This window comes from Terrabacter aerolatus, assembly GCF_007991735.1.
Lineage (GTDB): Bacteria > Actinomycetota > Actinomycetes > Actinomycetales > Dermatophilaceae > Terrabacter > Terrabacter aerolatus.
On sequence record NZ_BJYX01000014.1, the window covers coordinates 108234 to 123530 of the forward strand.

Here is a 15297-nt window from a genome sequence, read left to right on the forward strand (position 1 = left end):
GTGATCTCCTCCCCCCTGTCGGATCATCGAGTCAAAGGGCACCCGCTCCCGCTGGTCGAGTTCGGCGACGTGACCAGCGGGGGCGGGTTTTCTCGTTTCCGGGGCCCGACGCGACGTCGCCCGCGGCCGTGACGGCACCGTCCCCCGGGCGCTCCACCTCACAGGGCACCGGTCATCGGCGCGCCCCCCTCACAGGGCGCCGTCGGCCACCTCGACGTCCGAGAGCAGGGCCTGCACCTCGGCCGTCGTCGGCATCGCCGTCGAGCACTCGAGTCGTCCGGCCACGAGCGCCCCGGCCACGGTGGCGAAGTGCAGCGTGCGCTCGAGGTCCCACCCGGCGAGCAGCGCGTGCACGAGCGCGCCCCCGAAGGCGTCCCCGGCGCCGAGCCCGTTGACCACCGTCACGGGGAAGCCGTCGACACCGACCTCCTCGTCGGCCGTCAGGGCCACGACGCCCCGAGCACCCAGGGTGACGACGGCCAGGTCGACCCCCGCGCCGAGCAGGGCGCGGGCGGCCCGCCGTGGATCGGACTCGCCCGTCACCAGCTCGCACTCGTCGAGGTTGCCGACCGCGACGGTGGCACGGCGCAGCGCCTCGGCCGCCTGGACGCGCGCCCGGTCGCGAGGGTCGTCGGAGGACCGGCCGCGGTCGCGCCAGAACGTCTCCTGGTAGTCGAGGTCGAGCACCGTCAGGGGCCGGCGACCGCGCTCCTCGAGCGCTGCGAGGTGGGCGGCCCTGCTCGGCTCCCGGCTGAGACCGGTGAGGCTCGACCAGTACGCCTTGGCCTCGCGAATCGCCTGCAGCGGCAGCGATTCCGGAGTGATGAGCAGGTCCGGCGCCGTCGGGTAGCGGTAGAACCACCTCGGAAAGCGGTCGGGCGGGAACATCTCGCAGAAGGTGACGGGGGTCGGCGGCCCGTCGGTGATCGTCTGCACGTACGCGTCGTCGACGCCGAGCTGGAGCAGCTCGCGGTGCACGAAGCGTCCGAAGGCGTCGTCGGCCGTGGCGCTGACGAGGGCCGCCCGCCGGCCGTGGCGCACCGCGGCGACCGTGACGTCGGCCGCCGTCCCGCCGAGGAACTTCTCGAAGGTGCGCACCTCGTCGAGCGTCACACCGTGCTGGAGGGGGTAGAGGTCGACACCCACCCGGCCCATCGCGACGAGGTCGTGGACGGTCATGGTGCCTCCTGCGGGACGCCGGGGCCCGGGCGGTGCCGGCACCTCAACGCTAGCGGCGATCCGCGCGGCCCATCAGGTCACGGAATGGTCACGAGTCTTGACCAAGGCCCCTCGTTCCCTCCATCCTCCTCGTGAGAGCGCTCTCACAGTTGCGTTTCACGCACGGAGAGCGCTCCCACACCCACCCTGGGGATGAGACCAAAGGAGCTCTCCATGACATCCCGTTCCACCCGGATCGGCGCGCCCTCCGTGCGCTCTCGCCATGCCGTACTCGCCACCCTCACCGTCGGGCTGATGGCTCTGACCGCCTGCAGCTCCGGCTCCGGCACCGACGGGAGTGCCACGCAGGCCGGAAGCACCGGCGGCGCTGCCGGCGGTCCCGTCACCCTGACGCTCGCCACGTTCAACCAGTTCGGCTACGAGGACCTCATCCCCGAGTTCGAGAAGACGCACCCGAACATCAAGGTCACCCACAAGAAGGCCGCGACCTCCAACGAGGCCCGCGACACCTTCTTCACCCGCCTCTCGGCCGGCAGCGGCATGGCCGACGTCGAGGCCGTCGAGGTCGACTGGCTCCCCGAGATGCTCCAGTACTCCGACAAGTTCACCGACCTCAACGCGCCCGACGTCGCCGGCCGCTGGCTCGACTGGAAGGCCAAGGCCGCCACGGACTCCGACGGCCACCTCATCGGCTACGGCACGGACTCCGGGCCCGAGGCGATCTGCTACCGCAGCGACCTCTTCAAGGCCGCCGGCCTGCCGAGCGACCGCGAGTCGGTCGCCAAGCTCTTCGGCACCACGTGGGAGAGCTACTTCGCGGCCGGCAAGCAGTTCAAGGCCAAGTCCAAGGTGCCGTTCTTCGACAGCATCGGCGCGACCTACCAGGGCATGGTCAACCAGATCCCGGCCGCCTACGAGAACCCGAGCGACGACAGCATCACGGCCACCGACAACGCCGACGTCAAGAAGGCCTACGACCAGGTGATCCAGGCGGGCATCACCGACGGCCTGTCGGCCAAGCTCCAGCAGTGGGGTGACGACTGGACGGCCAGCTTCCAGAAGAACGGCTTCGCCACGATGCTCTGCCCCGGCTGGATGGTCGGCGTCATCGAGGGCAACGCCAAGGGCGTCAAGGGCTGGGACGTCGCCAACACCTTCCCCGGCGGCGGTGGCAACTGGGGCGGGTCCTACCTGACCGTGCCCAAGCAGAGCGCCCACCCGAAGGAGGCTCGTGAGCTCGCCGCGTGGCTGACCGCGCCCGAGCAGCAGATCAAGGCCTTCCAGAAGGTCGGTGCCTTCCCGAGCCAGAAGCAGGCGCTCGAGAGCCAGGACCTGCTCTCCTTCAAGGTCGCCTCGTTCAACAACGCCCCCACCGGCCAGATCTTCGCCGACCGGGCCAAGGCCGTCACCATGACGCCGTACAAGGGCTCGCACTACTTCGCGATCAACGACGCGATGCAGCAGGCCCTGACCCGTGTCGAGCAGGGCACCTCGCCGCAGGAGTCCTGGGACAAGTGGGTCGGCGACGTCAAGGCGCTCGGCTGACCTGACCCCGCCGGCCGACCCGTCGCGACACGCCACGCGACGGATCGACCAGCCGACCGCGGACGGCCCGGTGCACCCCCTCACCGTTCACCCGGGCACCGGGCCGTCCGCCCGACCATCGGAACCGCCATGACCGTCCAGTCCCCCACGCGCACGACGCAGTCCCCCGAGGCGGGCACCCCGGCCTTCGTGCAGCGCTCGCCCCTGAAGCCCCGTCCGCGGTGGCGCCGCCGCCTGACCAGGCTCGACGAGCGGGGCGCGCCCTACGCGTACATCTCGCCGTTCTTCATCCTCTTCGGCGTCGTCGGGCTCTTCCCGCTGCTCTACACGGCCTGGGTCTCCCTCCACAGGTGGAGCCTCATCGGCGGCCAGGGCGCCTTCGTCGGGCTCAAGAACTACACCGACGTGCTCGCCCAGCCCTACTTCTGGAACGCGCTGAAGAACACCGTCAGCATCTTCCTGCTCTCGAGCGTCCCCCAGGTCATCGCCGCCCTGCTCATCGCGGCCGCGCTCGACAGCGGCCTGCGGGCCCGCACCTTCTGGCGGATGGGCGTGCTGCTGCCCTACGTCGTGGCGCCCGTCGCCGTCGCCCTCATCTTCAGCGACCTCTTCGGCGACAAGTTCGGGCTCGTCAACCACCTGCTCGGCCTCGTCGGCGTCGACCCGATCCAGTGGCACAAGGAGGTCATCCCCAGCCACATCGCGATCGCCACCATGGTCAACTTCCGCTGGACCGGCTACAACGCGCTGATCTTCCTCGCCGCGATGCAGGCCATCCCGCGCGACTACTACGAGGCGGCGATGATCGACGGCGCCGGCCGGGTGCGCACCTTCTTCTCGATCACGGTGCCGCAGCTGCGCGCGACGATCATCTTCGTCGTCATCACCTCGACCATCGGCGGGCTGCAGATCTTCGACGAGCCCCGGATGTACGACCAGTACGGCCTCGGCGGCGCCGACCGGCAGTGGCAGACGCTGACCCTCTACCTCTACCAGCTCGGCTGGACGCAGAAGAACTTCGGCCGCGCCGCCGCCGTCGCGTGGATGCTCTTCCTCATCGTCGTGCTCTTCGCGGTCGTCAACTTCCTCGTCACCCGCCGGATCGCCTCGAAGGGACAGCGATGACCGCCCCGACCCTGACCCCCGCGCCCGCCATGAAGCGCTCGGTCAAGCCCCGACGCGGCACCCGACTCGTGCGCCGCACCCAGGCCAGCCCGACGGCATACGTCATCCTGGCGATCGTCCTCGTCGGCTCGGCCTTCCCGCTCTGGTGGTCCTTCGTCATCGGCAGCAAGGACTCGGCCGCCATCGTCCAGGACCCGTACTCGCTCGTCCCGGGCGGGCACTTCCTGCAGAACGCCGCCACCGTCGTCACGACGATCCCGTTCTGGAAGGCCCTCGGCAACAGCATCCTCGTCAGCAGCACGGTGGCCGTGCTCGTCGTGCTCTTCTCGGCCATGGCCGGCTTCGCCTTCGCCAAGCTGCGCTTCCGCGGCCGCAACGGGCTGCTCGTCTTCGTCATCGCGACGATGGCCGTGCCGACGCAGCTCGGGATCGTGCCGCTGTTCATCGTCATGAGCAAGCTCGGCTGGATCGGGAGCCTCTGGGCCGTCATCCTGCCCAGCGCCGTCAGTGCGTTCGGCGTCTTCTGGATGACGCAGTACCTCCACGAGGCGCTGCCCGACGAGCTCATCGAGGCCTCCCGCGTCGACGGCGCCTCGACGCTGCGGACGTTCTGGTCGGTCGCCCTCCCCGCCGCCCGTCCGGGCGCGGCGATGCTCGGCCTGTTCACCTTCATCGCGACGTGGACCAACTTCTTCTGGCCGTTCATCATCCTCGACCCGGGCAACCCGACCCTGCCGGTCGCCCTGCAGCAGCTGCAGGCCGCCTACTTCGTCGACTACTCGCTCGTGCTGGGCGGGGTCGTGCTCATGGCGCTCCCCCTCATCGTCCTGTTCGTCTTCGCCGGGAAGCAGCTCGTCTCCGGCATCATGCAAGGAGCAGTCAAGGGATGACCGCGCAGACGCGTAGCCCCCAGCCCCTCATCGTCGCCGCCGCCGATCCCTGGGTGGCACAGACCCGCCCGGTGCCGCAGGACTTCGTCCTCGGGGCCGCGACCGCCGCCTACCAGATCGAGGGGGCCCGTCACGAGGACGGCCGCACCGACTCGATCTGGGACACCTTCAGCCACAGCCCGGGCGCCGTCGTCGACGGCGACACCGGCGACGTCGCCTGCGAGCACTACCACCGGTATGCCGCCGACGTGGCCCTCATGAAGTCGCTCGGGATGCAGTCCTACCGCTTCTCGACGTCGTGGGACCGGGTGTGTCCCGACGGCGGACCCGTCAACGCCAAGGGCCTCGACTTCTACGAGCAGCTCGTCGACTCGCTCCTCGAGTCCGGCATCGCGCCGTGGCTCACGCTCTACCACTGGGACCTGCCGCAGGCCCTCGAGGACCGGGGCGGGTGGACCTCGCGCGAGACGGTCGACCGGTTCGTCGACTACTCCCTGGCCGTGCACGACCGGCTCGGCGACCGGGTGCGCACGTGGACGACACTCAACGAACCGTTCTGCGCGGCCTTCCTCGGCTACACCGCCGGCATGCACGCGCCGGGCCGCACGTCACCCGCCGACGGGCTGGCGGCCGCACACCACCTCATGCTCGCGCACGGTCGGGTCGTGCAGGAGCTGCGCGCCCGCGACGCCGGGCTCGAGCTCGGCCTGACGCTCAACTTCACCGTGGCCGACCCGCTCGACCCGTCCGACCCACGCGACGTCGACGCCGCGCGGCGCATCGACGCGCAGATGAACCGGATCTTCCTCGACCCGATCTTCCGCGGCGCCTACCCGGCCGACCTCCTCGAGGACGTCCGCCACCTGGGACTGACCGACCACGTCATGGACGGCGACCTCGAGGTCATCTCCACGCCCATCGACGTGCTCGGCGTCAACTACTACAACGGCGAGGCCATCGGCCACGAGCCGCCGCCCGCCGCCCTCGACGACAGCCTCAACGGCGGCCGGTTCACCCGCTCACCCTTCCCCGCCGCCGACGACGCGTACCGCCACCCGCGCGGCCTGCCCGTCACGGCCATGGACTGGGAGATCCAGCCGGAGGGCCTGACCCGCCTCCTCGTGCGGCTGCACGAGGAGTATGCCGGACCGGCCGGAGTCACCCTGCACGTCACCGAGAACGGCGCCGCCTTCGACGACGCCCCCGACGAGGACGGCTTCGTCGACGACCGCGGCCGGACGGCATACGTCCGCGCGCACCTCGGCGCGATCCTCGACGCCGTCGACGCGGGGGTGCCCGTGCGCGGCTACTTCTACTGGTCGCTGCTCGACAATTTCGAATGGGCCTGGGGATACGCCAAGCGCTTCGGTATCGTCCGAGTCGACTACGACACCCAGGTGCGCACGCCCAAGGGCAGCGCGCTCGACTACGCCCGGATCATCGCCACCCGTCAGCTGCCCACCCCGTGGGACGGTCCGGCCGGTCGCGGTGGCGGCGACGACCCAGCGGGAGACACTGAGGCATGAGCGACGGGACGCTGGCCACCCACGCCGGCCGACCCACCCTCGAGGAGGTCGCCCGGGTGGCCGGCGTGTCCCGGGCCACGGTCTCGCGCGTCATCAACGGCTCGCCGCGGGTCAGCGCCGACGTGCTCGCCGTCGTCGAGAAGGCCATCGCCGAGCTCAACTACGTCCCCAACCGGGCGGCCCGCTCGCTCGTCGCGCGGGCCACGATGTCGATCGCGCTCGTCGTGCCCGAGGACGCGCACCGCTTCTTCGGTGACCCCTACTTCGCCGACGTCGTCCAGGGCATCAGCGACCGGCTCGACGACAGCGACTACGTGCTCAACCTGCAGCTGACCCACCCGAGCTCGCCGTCGGAGAAGACCCGCCGCTACCTGCTCGGTGGCAACGTCGACGGCGCCATCGTCGTGTCGCACCACTCCGGCGACCACTTCCTCACCACCCTGAGCCGGGCCCTGCCGGTCGTGTTCGGCGGTCGGCCGATCGGCGAGGCAGCCAAGGACAGCGACTACTACATCGACGTCGACAACCGCCTCGGCGCCGTCGCCGGCACCCAGCACCTCATCGATCGCGGACGCCGCGCCATCGCCACCATCACCGGGCCCCCGGACATGCCGGCCTCGGTCGACCGCGAGCAGGGCTGGCGCGAGGCGCTGCGGGCCGCCGGTCTGCCGGATCACCGCGTGGCCCACGGGGACTTCACCGAGGCGGGCGGCATCCGGGCGGCGCTGACGCTCGTCGACACCTACCCGGACGTCGACGCGATCTTCGTCGCGAGCGACCTCATGGCGAGCGGGGCGCTGCTCGCCCTCGAGGAGCGGGGGCTGCGCGTGCCCGAGGACGTCGCGGTCGTCGGCTTCGACAACAGCAAGTACGCCACGCGCGGCAAGGTCGGGCTGACGACGGTCGCGCAGCCGGCCCAGGAGATGGGCGTCGTCATGGCCGACACCCTTCTGCGCCTCCTCGCCGGCGAGGCACCGCCCCGGGTGACGACCCTCGACACCCACCTCGTCATCCGCGACTCCACCTGACGGCCGGCGCCGCCGCTCGCCCCGTGACGCCACCCCACGGGCACCGAGCCACCCTCGCGGGCCCGAGCCACCGGCATACGAGTGGCGTCATGCCGTCGCAGTGGCGCCGCGCCGACGGCGAGGCGTCGCGCCGTCGTGTCGGTGCCGGTCACGTGCGACGGGACCGAGCGCGGCTGGACCGTGACGACCCCGGCGGGCTCGCTGCGCCAGGGCCGGGCCTGGGTGCACGGGCACCTCGAGGTCCCCGACGCGGCTGGCAACACGCCCTGGAACGGCTTCGACACGACGGTCGCGGTCGTCGGCCGCCGCTGACGCACCCCCACCCGCCGCACAGCCGGCAGGCATGACGAAGGGCCGGGCTCCGCGTGTGCGGAGCCCGGCCCTTCGACGTGTCAGACCTCGACGGTCAGGCGGGGACGACCTCGAACGTGAGGGTCGCCGCGACCTCGGGGTGCAGACGGACGGTCGCCTCGTAGGAGCCGAGCGTCTTGATGGCCTGCTTGACCTCGATCTTGCGCTTGTCGAGCTCGGGGCCACCGGCAGCCTTGACGGCCGCGGCGATGTCACCGTTGCTGACGGCACCGAAGAGGCGACCGGACTGGCCGGACTTCGCCGGAACCTTGACCGACGTCGCCTCGAGCTGGCCCTTGATGCCCTTGGCCTGGTCGAGGTCCTTGATCTCGCGGACCTCGCGACCCTTGGTCAGGGCGTCGACCTGCTTCTGGCCACCCTTGGTCCACGGGGTCGCGAGACCCCGCGGCGTCAGGAAGTTGCGGCCGTAGCCGTCCTTGACCTCGACGACGTCACCAGCGGTACCGAGGCCGGTGACCTCGTGCGTGAGAATGAGCTTCATGGTGTTCTCCTCGTTCCCGAAACCGGCTCAGCGAGCCGAGCTCGAGTAGGGCAGCAGGGCCATCTCACGGGCGTTCTTGACGGCCGTGGCGATGAGGCGCTGCTCCTGGACGGACACACCGGTCACGCGACGCGCGCGGATCTTGCCGCGGTCGGAGATGAACTTGCGCAGGAGCGCAGTGTCCTTGTAGTCGATGTTCTCGACCTTCGCCGCCTTGAGCGGGTTGGCCTTCTTCTTGGGCTTGCGCACAACGGGCTTTGCCATCGTGGTGCTCTCCTTCTTGATGAGAGCCCGGGGTTGGTGCCCCGGGATGGGTTTCAAGTACTACGGGGGTATGCCGTCCGGCTGCGTCACCGGACGACGGTGCTGACCTGCTCGAGCGAGGTCGAAGGACCGATCAGAAGGGGGGCTCGTCGTAGCTGGGGGCTGCGCCCCAACCACCGCCCTGCTGGCCACCGGCAGCCGGCTGACCGCCACCGGAGCCACCGCTCCAGCCGCCGCCCTGCTGGCCACCTGTGGGCGGGGCGCCCTGGCCACCGGCGGAGCCGCCGGTCGCCCACGGGTCCTCGGCCTGGCCGCCACCGGAGCCACCGCTCCAGCCGCCGCCACCCTGGCCACCCTGGCCGCCGCCGAAGCCGCCACCACCGCCGCCGCGCTGGGTCTTGTTGACCTTCGCGGTGGCAGAGCGCAGGGACGGGCCGACCTCGTCGACGTCCATCTCCACGACGGTGCGCTTCTCGCCTTCCTTCGTCTCGTAGGAACGAGACTTGAGTCGGCCCGACACGATCACACGCATGCCCCGCTGGCACGACTCGGCGACGTTCTCCGCCGCGTCGCGCCACACCGAGCAGCGCATGAACAGCGTCTCGCCGTCCTTCCACTCATTGCTCTGGCGGTCGAACTGCCGCGGCGTCGAGGCCACGGTGAAGTTCGCGACCGCTGCACCGGACGGCGTGAAACGCAGCTCCGGGTCGGCGGTCAGGTTGCCGATGATCGTGATGACGGTGTCGCCTGCCATGCGTGGGCTCCGTTCAGTCCTTCGTCGGGTGATCGAGCGGGTTCAGTGACTGTCGCTGAATCAGGCGCCGGGGCGCAGCAGCTTGGTGCGCATGATCGACTCGCTGAGGTTCAGCTGACGATCGAGCTCCTGCGCGGTGGCCGGCTCCGCCGTCATGGTGACGACGACGTAGATGCCCTCGGACTTCTTCTTGATGTCGTAGGCGAGACGACGACGGCCCCAGATGTCGACGTTGTCGACGGTGCCGCCATCGTTCTTCACGACGGTCAGGAACTTGTCCATCGTCTTGTCGACGGTGCGCTCTTCGGTCTCCGGGTCGAGGATGACCATGAGTTCGTACTGACGCATGCTTCTAACCCACCTCCTCTGGTCTCGGCGGTCACGAGTCTCTCTCGTGACAGGAGGGTTGCATTCGTCCCACCGCGGGCCTGGGGCCCGGCCTGATCTTCCAGCCGGGTTCAGCCTCGCAGACCTCACCGACATCGGTCGGTTCGATCCACAGGCCACCGGACACACGGCGAACTGGGCAAGACTACCGGGCCGGACGGCATACGCACGAATCGGCGGGGACGGTCGCCCCACGGCCCCGGATGCGGCTCAGGAGAAGCGGACGATGAGCCGGTCCTCGACCCCGCTCATCGGACCGGCGAGGTCGTCGTGCTCGGCCGCGCCGCGACCGCGCCGCTCGCGCGCACGCAGCCACACGACGGCCACGAGCCACAGCACCCCGACGACCCGCAGCATCGAGAAGAAGGCGTACCACGGCGCCGGCATGCCACGGTCGGGCACCGTCGTCGCCGCGATCGTCAGCCACACGGCGACGAAGTTGAGCGCCTCGGCCCCCGCCCAGACCAGGTGGTCGCGCCACTGGAGCGCGCACCAGGCGACGAGCGGCAGCAGCCACACGGAGCTCTGGACGGTGAAGGACTTGCCGGTGACGAGCACCAGGCCGACCATGACGAGCGAGAGCTCGGCCACCGTCGGGCGCCGTGCCGAGGTCAGCGCGAGGACGGCCCCGACGACGACCGCGACGAGCCAGCCGACGACGGCCAGCGCCGTGACGGCACCCGCGGGGAGGGGATGGCCGGCGAGCTGCGGCAGCAGCCACGGCGAGCCGTAGCCGGCCGACGCCGAGGCCCACCCCAGGTAGGGCGAGGCCGCCGCGTCACGGTTGAGCAGCCACAGCCCCGACAGCAGGGCGCCGAAGGTGAGAGCCGCGTAGCCGACGAGGCGACCGAGCTCGCGCAGCCGCCCGGTCCGCACGCACAGCAGCGCGATGGCCACGACGACGAGCACCGGGTACGAGCGGGCCCCGATCGCGAGCCCGAGCAGCACCCCGGCGAGCGTCGGGTTGCGTCGCGACCACGCCCACATGCCCGCGCTGGCGAGCGCCACCCCGAGCAGGTCCGCCGAGATGAAGGCCGCGAGCACGACGACCGGCGACAGCGCCACGTGCGCGGCCGAGAAGGGCCGCGCCGCCGACGAGGCGACGAGCCACACGATCGCGAGCAGGAGCAGGGTGATGAGCACCGACCACAGCGCGAAGTACCACGCGGCCCGGGTCCGGAGGTTCCCGTCGTCGGGCCCGAGGCTCGCGACGGCCGTGAGCACGAGCCCGGTCAGGGGCGGCTGCCCCGTGGCGGGCGCGTCGGGGCCACCCTGGAGGTATGCCGCCACGCCGGCCTTGAGGTTCGCGTCGCGGTAGGCGGTCGGCAGGTCGGCGTAGCAGGCGCTCCAGAACTGGGTGTCACCGGTGAAGCCGGTGCGCAGGCACGGGGCGCGGAGCAGCATCGCCAACCCGGCCGTCACCGCGGTGAGGGCCGAGAGCAGCGCGGCCGTGAGGATCCACGGCAGCTCGCGGGCCGCGGCATACCGCCCGCGGGGACCTCCGACGACCTCGGAGGCCGCTCGCACGACGGGGTCGCGCAGCGTCTCGCTCATGCGGCGCTCACGCCGCGCTCATGCGGACACCCGACGGGCCGGTCGCCCCGGCACGTCGCCCACCCCCGACGGCCGGCTCATCAGCCGCCCGGTTTCGTGGACGTCGGGGACGGCCCGGGCAGCGGGATGGTGATCGACGGCTGCGTCGTCGACGGCTGCGGCTTGCCGGTGCCGTTCGTCTTGGTGGGCAGCTGCGTCGTCGTCGGCGCCTGCGTCGTCGTCGTGGGCGCCTGCGTCGTCGTGGTCGGCGGGGGCGTGAACGTCGTCGTCGGGGGCGCGAAGGTCGTCGTCGGCGTCGGGATCTTGTCGTCGCCGACACCCACGCGGGCCGGGAAGTCCTGGACCTCCATGCCGTTCAGGGCGACCTTCATGAAGTCGTAGAAGACGTCGGCCGGGACCGTGCCACCCGTGAGGTTGGTGTCCTCGGAGCTCGTGAGGGTCTGCGGGTTGCCCTTGGCGTCCGGCTTGTACATGCCGATCGAGACGGCGAGCTGGGGGACGAAACCGGAGAACCAGATCGACTTGGCGTAGGAGGACGTTCCGGTCTTGCCGGCGATGGGGCGGCCGAGGCGCTGGAGCTTCGTGGCGGTGCCGCCGTCCTTGACGGTGTAGGTCATGGCGTCGGTGACGTCGGCCGTGACGTCCTTGTCGAACGCACGCCTCGTCTCCGGCTTGGCCTGGTAGCTGAAGTCACTCGTGGTGGACGTGATCTTCTTGACGAGGTACGGCTTGGCCCGCACGCCCTGCGCCGCGATGGTCGAGTAGGCCGTGGCCATGTCGATGACGTGGGGGGAGGCCGTGCCGAGGACGTTCGTCAGCGTCGTGTCGAGACCGGGGGTCCGCTCCGGGATCCCGGCGTCGATGGCCGCCTGACGGGTGAGCGCCGGCGTGATCGTGTTGTTGAGGTTGACGAAGGCCGTGTTGATCGAGCGACCGATCATCCGTCGCATGTCGACCATGCCGTAGGAGCGGCCGCCGAAGTTGGTGATGGTCGTGCCGGCGATGTCCTGGGGCTGGTTGCCGTTGAACTTCGTCTTCGTCGAGACGCCGTCGCGAACGGCGGCGAGCACGGCGAAGGGCTTGAAGTTCGAGGCGCCCTGCATGATCGCCTGCGTCGAGGTGTTGAACTGCGACTTCGAGTAGTCGGCTCCGCCGTACATCGCGACCACGGCACCGTCACCGGGCTTGACGGCGACGAGGCCGCCGGTGACCTGCTTCGGCAGGTTCCCCTGCATCGCGGCGATCGCGGCGGCCTGGTCCTTCTTGTCGATCGTCGTGACGATGCGCAGGCCGCCGGTGTCGATGTCCTGCTCGGTCAGGCCCGTACCGAGCAGCTCGCTCTTGACCTGGGCGGTGATGAACCCGTTGGGGCCCGAGGAGAACTTGTTGCCCTTGTAGGGCTGGATCTTGGGGACCTCGGAGTACTTGGCGCGGTCGGCGGCGCTGAGCCAGCCCTCCTGCACCATGCCGTCGAGCACGTAGGCGTAGCGCTTGGTCAGGTTGGCCTTGGCGTCGGCGCCGTTGGCGGGGTCGTAGAGCGAGGGAGCGTTGATGACGGCTGCCAAGACCGCACCCTCACCGGGGTTCAGCTTGGAGACGTCCTTGCCGAAGTACGCCTTGGCCGCGCTCTGGATGCCGTAGGCGCCGCGGCCGTAGTAGATCGTGTTGAGGTACTTCTCGAGGATCTCGGACTTGGAGAGCTGGCCGTCGATCTTGACGGAGATGAGGATCTCCTTGGCCTTGCGGGTGATCGTCCGGTCCTGCGTGAGGAAGTAGTTCTTGACGTACTGCTGGGTGATCGTGGAGCCGCCGACCTGGGCCTCGCCGGTGATGCTCGTCTTGATGGCGCGCAGGATGCCGCCGACCGAGATGCCGTTGTTCTGGTAGAACGTGCGGTCCTCGGCGGCGATGTGCGCGTCCTGGACGAACTTGGGCACCTTGGAGAGGGGGACCGACTCGCGGTTGCCGTCCTGGACGGCGATCCGGTCGAGCTCGGTCTTGCCGTCGCTGTAGTAGACGATCGAGACCTGCTTGTTGGCCAGCTGGTTGGGCTGCGGGATGGAGGTCTTGTTGTAGGCGATGACGACGCCGACGACCCCGAGCACGAGCAGGACCGCCGCGGCGATCGAGCCCCACTTCAGCGTGCCGAGCAGCCACTTCTTCCATCCGGTGCGACCGCCGCCGGCACCGTCGTCGAAGCTCGCTCCCGCGCCGGTCCGACCGTTGCCGTTGCCGCCGCCTGCGCGCTGGGTCCGGCCCTTGCCGGCCGACTGCTGGGCAGCGCGGATGTCGCGCCTGCTCTGCGTCACAACCTGCTCCATTCACTGATCAGGCCCGAGTGAAACCATCCCGAGCCGCCACTCAGTATGACCTGACCGGCGGTGGGACGACGAAACGAACGAGGCCGCTCACACGACCGGCACAAGTGCCCCACAGACTCTCTTCACATACCCCGTGCCCGCGTGCAACCTTTCTCCCGGGCCGACCGGTCCTGCTGGGTGTGACGACATTGACGGGCTCCGGCCCGGGGGCGGCGAGCGCCCCGACCGGGCCACTGACAGGGGGACGAACCGTGCACCGGGAGGCCTTCGACGAGTTCGTGGCGACGCGCTCGAGCCGTCTGCTGCGCACGGCCTACCTGCTGACGCACGACCGGGCCCTCGCCGAGGACCTCGTCCAGACGTCGCTCGCCAAGGCGTGGTTCGCCTGGGGCCGCATCGAGGGCCATCACGAGGCCTACGTGCGCCGGGTGATGGTCAACACCTACTCGAGCTGGTGGAGGCGCCGCTGGAACGGCGAGGAGGCGACGGCCGACCTGCCGGAGCGCCGTGACACCCACCACACCCCGCACGCGGACCACGACCGCATCGACGACCGCACCGACCTGTGGCAGGCGCTCGCGCGTCTGCCGAGACGACAGCGAGCCGTCGTCGTGCTCCGGTTCTACGAGGACCTCTCCGAGGCGGAGACGGCCGAGATCATGCAGTGCTCGGTCGGCACCGTGAAGAGCCAGGCGAGCCGCGCCCTCGCCAAGCTGCGCATCGACCCCACCCTGGCGCCGACCTCCGACGAGGAGCGTGTCCGATGAACCTCACCGACCTTCGCGACGAGCTGGCGGCCCACGCCGACGACGTCGGTCCCGCGCCCGACCTGCGCGCCGGTGTGGCGCAGCGGGTCCGCACCACGCGGCTTCGCCGGGCGGCGGCCGGGGGCTCCCTGGCGACCCTGACCGTGGCTGCCCTCACCGTCGGCGTCCTGACGTCGACGGGACTCCCGACACGCACCGTGCCCGGCCGCACCGCACCCGCCGACACACCATCCGTCGCCATGGCCCCGATGGTGGGGTCCGACGGCATGCCGTACCGCACGGTGCCCGACTCTCCGGGTGACGTCGTCAAGGACGGTCTGCGCTACCGGGGCCGGGTCGCCGACGACCGCCTCGTGGCCGGCGTCATCGGCGACCCCGGCCGGTCCACCCTGACCTTCACCTGGACCCCGTCGACGACCCGAGCCTCGCTCGCCGCGGCCTGCTGGATCCCGGGCGCGGATGCCGCCACCGCCGAGCACACCATGGTGATGCTCAGCGTGCAGGGCAGGCTGGTCATGGGGTCGGGGTGCGGGACCGCTCGCCCCGAGGGGCGCGACCTGCCCACGGGCGGCGCGATCCCCGGCGGACCGGGCGGAGGGTGGGACGCCATCACCGTCGGCAGGCCGGTCACGGCAACGCTGCGCCTCGTCGACCGCGACACCAAGGCGGCGGTGACCGACCCGTCCGTCCGCCTGACCGGCGCGGTGTACGAGCAGGGCCTGCAGCAGCCCATCGAGGACGCGGCGGGCACGACGGTGGCCGAGCTGCCGACCGTCGTCGAGCACCAGGGCTACCGCTACCGCCTGGCCGGGGTGGCGACCGGCCCGCTGGCCTCCGGGCCCCTGCCAGAGCTCGGCGTCGAGACGAGTCCCTACGCCGCGGTCGCCGTGCCCGTCGGCCCGTTCCTGCTGGCGTGGGGATCCGCGGGCACCGACCTCCCGGGCACCGGGCGGTCCGGCGACGGCGCGCAGCTGCGGCTGGAGGGGCTCCGTGACGCGGAGGCCCGCGGCTACGACTCGTGGGGCGTCGTCCCGGTGCCGGCCGGCTCGATCCGCGTGTCCGCCGACTCGACCCGTTCCCTGCGGCTCGTCGCGGACGGCGCCC

Annotated in this window: 15 protein-coding genes; 8 read left to right on the forward strand and 7 right to left on the reverse strand. The window is 70.8% G+C overall.

Annotated features, from left to right (window positions below):
- Nucleotides 1-189 precede the first annotated feature (189 nt).
- Nucleotides 190-1179 carry a 5-dehydro-2-deoxygluconokinase gene (gene iolC / locus TAE01_RS13665; RefSeq protein ID WP_147067345.1) on the reverse strand — a complete coding sequence of 330 codons (990 nt, stop codon included), beginning with the start codon at nucleotides 1177-1179 and terminating at the stop codon, nucleotides 190-192.
- Between the two features lie 213 nt (nucleotides 1180-1392).
- Between iolC and TAE01_RS13670 the strand changes: the two genes are divergently transcribed.
- From TAE01_RS13670 to TAE01_RS20570, 6 genes are all read left to right on the forward strand, one after another.
- Complete coding sequence (locus TAE01_RS13670) at nucleotides 1393-2724, forward strand: ABC transporter substrate-binding protein (protein ID WP_147067347.1); 1332 nt, start codon at nucleotides 1393-1395, stop codon at nucleotides 2722-2724.
- Between the two features lie 129 nt (nucleotides 2725-2853).
- Entirely contained in the window at nucleotides 2854-3849 is a 996-nt protein-coding gene (locus TAE01_RS13675) for a carbohydrate ABC transporter permease (RefSeq protein WP_147067348.1), read from the forward strand.
- Complete coding sequence (locus TAE01_RS13680; protein WP_147067350.1) at nucleotides 3846-4739, forward strand: carbohydrate ABC transporter permease; 894 nt, start codon at nucleotides 3846-3848, stop codon at nucleotides 4737-4739. Before TAE01_RS13675 ends, TAE01_RS13680 begins: the two co-directional genes overlap by 4 nt.
- Nucleotides 4736-6265 (forward strand): GH1 family beta-glucosidase, encoded by a 1530-nt coding sequence (locus tag TAE01_RS13685; RefSeq protein ID WP_147067352.1) that lies wholly within the window; start codon nucleotides 4736-4738, stop codon nucleotides 6263-6265. The genes TAE01_RS13680 and TAE01_RS13685 overlap by 4 nt, the downstream gene beginning before the upstream one ends.
- Nucleotides 6262-7293, forward strand: coding sequence for a LacI family DNA-binding transcriptional regulator (locus tag TAE01_RS13690; protein WP_147067354.1), 1032 nt, complete (start codon nucleotides 6262-6264; stop codon nucleotides 7291-7293). Before TAE01_RS13685 ends, TAE01_RS13690 begins: the two co-directional genes overlap by 4 nt.
- A gap of 135 nt (nucleotides 7294-7428) precedes the next feature.
- A complete protein-coding gene (locus TAE01_RS20570; RefSeq protein ID WP_186815208.1) occupies nucleotides 7429-7605 on the forward strand; it encodes a hypothetical protein in 177 nt (58 codons plus the stop codon).
- Between the two features lie 94 nt (nucleotides 7606-7699).
- On the opposite strand, the gene rplI is transcribed toward TAE01_RS20570, so the two are convergent.
- From rplI to TAE01_RS13720, 6 genes are all read right to left on the reverse strand, one after another.
- On the reverse strand, nucleotides 7700-8146 hold the full coding sequence (gene rplI / locus TAE01_RS13695) for a 50S ribosomal protein L9 (protein ID WP_147067356.1): 447 nt from the start codon (nucleotides 8144-8146) through the stop codon (nucleotides 7700-7702).
- Between the two features lie 27 nt (nucleotides 8147-8173).
- Nucleotides 8174-8410, reverse strand: a complete 237-nt coding sequence (gene rpsR / locus TAE01_RS13700) for a 30S ribosomal protein S18 (protein ID WP_013494395.1) — start codon at nucleotides 8408-8410, stop codon at nucleotides 8174-8176.
- A 133-nt stretch (nucleotides 8411-8543) separates the two neighbouring features.
- Nucleotides 8544-9164 (reverse strand): single-stranded DNA-binding protein, encoded by a 621-nt coding sequence (locus TAE01_RS13705; protein WP_147067358.1) that lies wholly within the window; start codon nucleotides 9162-9164, stop codon nucleotides 8544-8546.
- A gap of 60 nt (nucleotides 9165-9224) precedes the next feature.
- On the reverse strand, nucleotides 9225-9512 hold the full coding sequence (gene rpsF, locus TAE01_RS13710; protein WP_030197748.1) for a 30S ribosomal protein S6: 288 nt from the start codon (nucleotides 9510-9512) through the stop codon (nucleotides 9225-9227).
- Nucleotides 9513-9761: 249 nt separating this feature from the next.
- Nucleotides 9762-11105 carry a glycosyltransferase family protein gene (locus tag TAE01_RS13715; protein ID WP_147067360.1) on the reverse strand — a complete coding sequence of 448 codons (1344 nt, stop codon included), beginning with the start codon at nucleotides 11103-11105 and terminating at the stop codon, nucleotides 9762-9764.
- Nucleotides 11106-11185: 80 nt separating this feature from the next.
- Complete coding sequence (locus tag TAE01_RS13720; protein ID WP_147067362.1) at nucleotides 11186-13414, reverse strand: transglycosylase domain-containing protein; 2229 nt, start codon at nucleotides 13412-13414, stop codon at nucleotides 11186-11188.
- Between the two features lie 263 nt (nucleotides 13415-13677).
- On the opposite strand from TAE01_RS13720, the gene TAE01_RS13725 reads away from it, so the two are divergent.
- Together TAE01_RS13725 and TAE01_RS13730 are read left to right on the forward strand one after the other, a co-directional pair.
- Complete coding sequence (locus TAE01_RS13725; protein ID WP_147067364.1) at nucleotides 13678-14193, forward strand: SigE family RNA polymerase sigma factor; 516 nt, start codon at nucleotides 13678-13680, stop codon at nucleotides 14191-14193.
- On the forward strand, nucleotides 14190-15297 hold a 1108-nt coding region (locus tag TAE01_RS13730), incomplete at its 3' end, for a hypothetical protein (RefSeq protein WP_147067367.1). The genes TAE01_RS13725 and TAE01_RS13730, both read left to right, overlap by 4 nt.